The sequence below is a fragment of the Streptomyces sp. NPDC001450 genome, from assembly GCF_053597295.1.
In genome coordinates, this window is record NZ_JBSFHY010000025.1 from 133,457 (window position 1) to 139,866 (window position 6,410).

General features: G+C 69.0%; 7 protein-coding genes. 5 read left to right on the plus strand and 2 right to left on the minus strand.

Translation table 11 applies throughout. The features are described from left to right. Positions 1-24 precede the first annotated feature (24 nt). Together dapB and ACWC5O_RS26435 are read left to right on the plus strand one after the other, a co-directional pair. Positions 25-777: a 4-hydroxy-tetrahydrodipicolinate reductase gene (gene dapB, locus ACWC5O_RS26430; RefSeq protein ID WP_450589542.1), complete on the plus strand. Its 753-nt coding sequence runs from the start codon at positions 25-27 to the stop codon at positions 775-777. A gap of 25 nt (positions 778-802) precedes the next feature. After that, entirely contained in the window at positions 803-1,255 is a 453-nt protein-coding gene (locus ACWC5O_RS26435; protein WP_403961733.1) for a tetratricopeptide repeat protein, read from the plus strand. Between the two features lie 90 nt (positions 1,256-1,345). Here ACWC5O_RS26435 and ACWC5O_RS26440 read toward each other — a convergent pair whose 3' ends face one another. Further along, positions 1,346-1,900 carry a hypothetical protein gene (locus ACWC5O_RS26440; protein ID WP_450589543.1) on the minus strand — a complete coding sequence of 185 codons (555 nt, stop codon included), beginning with the start codon at positions 1,898-1,900 and terminating at the stop codon, positions 1,346-1,348. Positions 1,901-1,990: 90 nt separating this feature from the next. After that, complete coding sequence (locus tag ACWC5O_RS26445; protein ID WP_450589544.1) at positions 1,991-2,227, minus strand: hypothetical protein; 237 nt, start codon at positions 2,225-2,227, stop codon at positions 1,991-1,993. 176 nt (positions 2,228-2,403) lie between these two features. Here ACWC5O_RS26445 and thyX point away from each other — a divergent pair, with 176 nt between their 5' ends. The 3 genes from thyX (at position 2,404) to ACWC5O_RS26460 (ending at position 6,100) form a co-directional block, all read left to right on the plus strand. Next, on the plus strand, positions 2,404-3,147 hold the full coding sequence (gene thyX, locus ACWC5O_RS26450) for an FAD-dependent thymidylate synthase (RefSeq protein ID WP_450589545.1): 744 nt from the start codon (positions 2,404-2,406) through the stop codon (positions 3,145-3,147). Positions 3,148-3,358: 211 nt separating this feature from the next. Beyond that, positions 3,359-4,258 (plus strand): 4-hydroxy-tetrahydrodipicolinate synthase, encoded by a 900-nt coding sequence (gene dapA, locus ACWC5O_RS26455; RefSeq protein ID WP_450589546.1) that lies wholly within the window; start codon positions 3,359-3,361, stop codon positions 4,256-4,258. A 156-nt stretch (positions 4,259-4,414) separates the two neighbouring features. After that, positions 4,415-6,100, plus strand: coding sequence for a ribonuclease J (locus ACWC5O_RS26460; RefSeq protein WP_450589547.1), 1,686 nt, complete (start codon positions 4,415-4,417; stop codon positions 6,098-6,100). The last annotated feature ends 310 nt before the right edge of the window (positions 6,101-6,410 follow it).

Below are 6,410 nucleotides of genomic sequence, written 5' to 3' on the forward strand. Positions count from 1 at the left end.
ACCACCGGTTAGGAAGCAGGAAACATGAGCAAGCTGCGCGTGGCGGTCCTCGGTGCCAAGGGCCGGATCGGGTCCGAGGCGGTACGGGCGGTCGAGGCCGCCGAGGACATGGAGCTGGTGGCCGCCCTCGGCCGGGGCGACAAGCTGGAGACGCTGGCGGAGACCGGCGCGCAGGTCGCCGTCGAGCTGACCACCCCCGCGTCCGTCATGGGCAACCTCGACTTCTGCGTGCGCCACGGCATCCACGCGGTCGTCGGCACGACGGGCTGGACCGACGAGCGCCTCGCGCAGCTGAAGGGCTGGCTCGCCCAGTCCCCGGAGACCGGCGTGCTCATCGCGCCGAACTTCTCCATCGGAGCCGTCCTGACCATGAAGTTCGCGCAGATCGCCGCGCCGTACTTCGAGTCGGTCGAGGTCGTCGAGCTGCACCACCCGAACAAGGTGGACGCCCCCTCGGGGACCGCCACGCGCACTGCCCAGCTCATCGCCGAGGCCCGCCGCGCCGCCGGCACGGCCCCGGCGCCGGACGCCACCGTGACGGCCATCGACGGCGCCCGGGGTGCCGACGTCGACGGCGTCCCGGTGCACGCCGTCCGCCTGCGCGGCCTCCTGGCCCACCAGGAGGTGCTGCTCGGCGGCGAGGGCGAGACCCTCACCATCCGCCACGACTCCCTGCACCACAGCAGCTTCATGCCGGGCATCCTGCTCGGCGCCCGTCGTGTGGTGTCGACTCCGGGCCTGACCTTCGGCCTGGAGCACTTCCTGGACCTGAGCTGAGACCCGAGCCGAGCCCCAAGACGTCATGCGCGCGAAGATCACCTACCTCGTCACGGCCGCCGTCCTGCTCTTCTACTTCGTGCTGGTCGGCAGCCGCGGCGTCATGCTCATCCAGTCCGGCACGGTCCTCACCGTCACCTTCGGGATCGCGGTGCTCATCCTGCCGGTCATCGGCCTGTGGTTCCTGTGGAAGAACACCCAGTTCGTCCGCAAGGCCAACCAGCTCGCCGCCGAACTCGACGCCGAGGGCGGGCTGCCCGTCGACGAGCTGAAACGCACCCCGGGCGGCCGTATCGACCGTGACTCGGCCGACGAGGTGTTCGCCAAGCGCAAGGCCGAGACGGAGGCGGCCCCGGACGACTGGCGCAGCTGGTTCCGGCTCGCCGTCGCCTACCACGACGCCCGGGACACCCCGCGCGCCCGCAAGGCGATGCAACGCGCCATCGCCCTGCACGACGGCAGACCCGTCCAGGCCTGAGCCGTACCGGCAGGACGCCGAAGAGGCCCGTACGCCGGAGGGGCCGGTCCGCAGCACAGCGGACCGGCCCCTCCAGCATGTCTGCTTCGGTCAGCGGCGCCCGTACTCCGCGGCCCATGCCTCCACCGTGTCCGCCGCCCGGTCGAAGGCCGCGGGGCGGTTCAGGAAGTCCAGGCCGTGCGTGGTCAGCAGGGGCGACGTGTCCTCGGTGGGCCGGTCCTTGCGTACGAGCGTCAGGGCCTGTCCCTGCACCGTGCGGGGCAGCCCCAGCCAGCGCACCGGCTGCTGAGCCGTCCGCACCGAGATCACCCGCTGCCAGGGCACCGTACGCGTCACCAGGAAGCCGACGTGGCGCAGTCCGTGTTCGCTCACCCACACGCCCATGCGCAGCATCCGCAGCGTGCAGGCGATGGCCGTCAGCGCCACGCCGAGGACCACGCCGGCCGAGGACACCGTGCCGGTCAGGGCGATCAGGACCGCCGCGAACAGCACGAACGAGGACAGCAGCAGCCCCAGGGCCGCCCCGCCCACGCGTCCGGGCCCCGGCCGGTAGGGGCGTCGCCAGCGCTCCCGGTCGTCGAAGGGCAGCGGGCTCTCGGAAGCCGCCTCGAAGGTGCGGTCGGCCGTCAGGAAGGGCAGGGGCACGGCTGGTCCTCACTCAATCCTTGCTGGGGCTGTGCCCGGTGAGGCTATCCGGCCGTGTTCCCGCTCACCACCCTAGGGCGGCCGGAAGGGTCAGCGCCCCTGCGAGGCCTGGGACTGCTGGACCGGCGTGCTGGACGGCGTGGACAGGGCCGGCATGCCGAGGACCACCGAGCCGACGAGCCCGGCCACGATGGTGAGGCCCAGCAGCCAGCCCCCGGCTATCTGGCCGGCGGACGCCCGCTGGCGGGGCGGTGGAGCGACATTGCTGCGGAACCTGTCCGCCTCGGCCACAAAGGCGAAGGGCACGGGCTCACGCCGACGGAACATGGGGGTACGTCTCCTATCAGTGCCGAACGTGTAAGTCGGGGTCGAATGTGCAGACCTCACCTATACAGACGCTCGAGTGACACAAAAGGTGCCCATGTCCGAAAAAATCCACGACGAGGTCACCGTTCGGGTCTGTCAGTGGTCCCCCGTACAGTGGGCGCGAACCTCAAGCAGTGATGGGAAGGACCCCCGTGACCACCCCCGAGCAGCTCACGCTCCGCAGTGACGTCACCGTCGAGCTGGTGAAATCCAGCGCTTCGGACGCCGACGTCCTCTTCGCCGCCCGAGTCTCCACGCTCGGCGAGCAGTCCCTGGACGAGCTGAAGAAGGACCCCGAGCGCTCCAAGGGCCTGATCAACTACCTGATGCGCGACCGGCACGGCAGCCCGTTCGAGCACAACTCGATGACCTTCTTCATCAGCGCCCCGATCTTCGTCTTCCGCGAGTTCATGCGGCACCGGGTCGGCTGGTCGTACAACGAGGAGTCGGGCCGCTACCGGGAGCTGGAGCCGGTCTTCTACGTCCCCGACGAGTCCCGCAAGCTCGTGCAGGAAGGCCGCCCGGGCAAGTACGTCTTCGTCGAGGGCACCCCGGCGCAGCACGAGACCGTGCGCGGCACCCTCGAGGAGTCCTACGAGCAGGCGTACGCGGCCTACCAGAAGCTCCTCGCCGAGGGCGTCGCCCGCGAGGTCGCCCGCTCGGTCCTCCCCGTCGGCCTCTTCTCCTCGATGTACGCCACCTGCAACGCCCGCTCGCTGATGCACTTCCTCGGCCTGCGCACCCAGCACGAGCTGGCGAAGGTGCCCTCCTTCCCGCAGCGGGAGATCGAGATGGTCGGCGAGAAGATGGAGGCGGAGTGGGCCAGGCTCATGCCGCTCACCTACGCCGCCTTCAATGCGAACGGCCGTGTGGCCCCGTAACGAAGCCCTGTTCCCCCACGCGGAACGGATGTACGGATCAGCCGCGCGAAGTGTCCGTATTGCGGCATTTAGAGAAGTTCATCTAGCCTGATCAAACGGACCCGGCACTGCTTGAACCCCCGAGCAGGCAGTGCCGGGCTCCGCATTTGTCCTTACTTTCCCGGCACCCCACGGGCAGACCACGCATGGAGCACCGAGTAGCGTGTTACCCATGGCTCCGACCTCGACTCCGCAGACCCCCTTCGGGCGGGTCCTCACCGCCATGGTCACGCCCTTCACGGCGGACGGCGCACTCGACCTCGACGGCGCGCAGCGGCTCGCCACCCACCTGGTGGACGCAGGCAACGACGGCCTGATCATCAACGGCACCACCGGCGAGTCCCCCACCACCAGCGACGCGGAGAAATCGGACCTCGTACGAGCCGTACTGGAGGCGGTCGGCGACCGCGCCCACATCGTCGCCGGCGTCGGCACCAACGACACCCACCACAGCATCGAGCTGGCCCGCGAAGCCGAGCGCGTCGGCGCACACGGCCTGCTGGTCGTCACGCCGTACTACAACAAGCCCCCACAGGAGGGCCTGTACCGGCACTTCACGGCCGTCGCGGACGCCACCGGGCTGCCGGTCATGCTCTACGACATCCCCGGCCGCAGCGGTGTCCCGATCAACACCGAGACGCTCGTCCGCCTCGCCGAGCACCCCCGGATCGTCGCCAACAAGGACGCCAAGGGCGACCTCGGCCGCGCCAGCTGGGCCATCGCCCAGTCCGGCCTCGCCTGGTACTCCGGCGACGACATGCTGAACCTGCCCCTGCTCTCCGTGGGCGCGGTCGGCTTCGTCTCGGTCGTCGGCCACCTCGTCACCCCCGACCTGCGCGCCCTCGTCGACGCGTACACCTCGGGCGACGTCGTCAAGGCCACCGAGATCCACCAGAAGCTGCTCCCGGTCTACACCGGCATGTTCCGCACCCAGGGCGTGATGACCACCAAGGCGGCGCTCGCCCTCCAGGGGCTCCCCGCCGGTCCCCTGCGCGCCCCCATGGTCGAGTGCTCGGCCGAGGAGATCGCCCAGCTCAAGATCGATCTTGCCGCCGGCGGGGTACAGCTCTGACAACAGACTTGGCACCACCCGAGCTTCACAACTGAATCCACAACCGCATAAGCGGGCCACCGGTGCCCGCACCCCACAACGACAACTGCTTCTGCACGAACGTCATGCGCGCCACGTGCCCGACCGGTACGTGGCGCGCATGGTGAGGAGAGTCTTTTGAGTCATCCGCATCCTGAACTCGGCACGCCCCCGCCGCTCCCCGAGGGCGGCCTGCGAGTCACCCCGCTCGGCGGTCTCGGTGAGATCGGCCGAAACATGACGGTCTTCGAGTACGGCGGCCGTCTCCTGATCGTCGACTGCGGAGTGCTCTTCCCCGAGGAGGAGCAGCCCGGAATCGACCTGATCCTGCCGGACTTCTCGTCCATCCGGGACCGCCTCGACGACATCGAGGGCATCGTCCTCACGCACGGCCACGAGGACCACATCGGCGGCGTCCCCTTCCTTCTCCGCGAGAAGCCGGACATCCCGCTGATCGGCTCCAAGCTGACCCTCGCCCTCATCGAAGCCAAGCTCCAGGAGCACCGGATCCGCCCGTACACCCTGGAGGTGGCGGAGGGGAACCGCGAGCGCATCGGCCCCTTCGACTGCGAGTTCATCGCGGTCAACCACTCCATCCCGGACGCCCTGGCCGTCGCCATCCGCACCCCCGCCGGCATGGCGGTGCACACCGGCGACTTCAAGATGGACCAGCTCCCGCTGGACAACCGCCTCACCGACCTGCACGCGTTCGCACGGCTGAGCGAAGAGGGCATCGACCTCCTGCTCACCGACTCCACGAACGCCGAGGTCCCGGGCTTCACCCCGCACGAGCGGGACATCTCCAACGTCCTGCGCCAGGTCTTCGCCGGCGCCCGCAAGCGGATCATCGTGGCGAGCTTCGCCAGCCACGTCCACCGCATCCAGCAGATCCTGGACGCGGCGCACGAGTACGGCCGCCGGGTCGCCTTCGTCGGCCGCTCCATGGTCCGCAACATGGGCATCGCCCGCGACCTCGGCTACCTGAAGGTCCCGGCGGGTCTGGTCGTCGACGTCAAGACGCTGGACGACCTGCCGGACCACGAGGTGGTCCTGGTCTGCACGGGCTCCCAGGGCGAGCCGATGGCGGCCCTGTCCCGCATGGCCAACCGCGACCACCAGATCCGCATCGTCGAGGGCGACACGGTCATCCTGGCCTCGTCCCTCATCCCCGGAAACGAGAACGCGGTCTACCGCGTGATCAACGGCCTGACCCGCTGGGGCGCCAACGTCGTCCACAAGGGCAACGCCAAGGTGCATGTTTCCGGCCACGCCTCCGCGGGCGAGTTGCTGTACTTCTACAACATCTGCCGCCCGAGGAACCTGATGCCGGTCCACGGCGAATGGCGCCATCTGCGCGCCAACGCCGAGCTGGGCGCGCTGACGGGTGTCCCGCACGACCGGATCGTCATCGCCGAGGACGGCGTGGCGGTCGACCTGATCGAGGGCAAGGCCAAGATCTCGGGCAAGGTCCAGGCGGGTTACGTCTACGTCGACGGTCTCTCCGTCGGCGACGTCGGCGAGCCGGCCCTGAAGGACCGCAAGATCCTCGGCGACGAGGGCATCATCTCGGTCTTCGTGGTGGTGGACTCCTCCACCGGCAAGATCACGGGTGGCCCGCACGTCCAGGCCCGCGGTTCGGGCATCGAGGACTCCGCCTTCGCCGACGTCCTCCCGAAGATCACTGAGGCCCTGGAGCGCTCGGCCCAGGACGGCGTGGTGGAGCCCCACCAGCTGCAGCAACTCGTCCGGCGCACCCTCGGCAAGTGGGTCTCCGACACGTATCGCCGCAGGCCGATGATCCTGCCGGTCGTGGTGGAGGTCTGACGCCTCGTCGGTATGAACTTGGAGCGGGGCCCCTCGATTTGCATCGGGGAGCCCCGCTCCAGTACGTTTACGGCTCCGCCCAACCGGGAACCCCAGTGCCTCACGCACTGGACGACGGTGCCCCGGAGCGGGTGGGAAATCCGGCTCAGAACTTCTGATAAAGTCGGAACCGCCGGAAAGGAAACCGCGAGAGCGGAAACCTGGAAAGCACCGAGGAAATCGGATCGAGAAAAGATCTGATAGAGTCGGAAACACCGAAGGGAAGCCCGGAGGAAAGCCCGAGAGGGTGAGTACAAAGGAAGCGACCGTT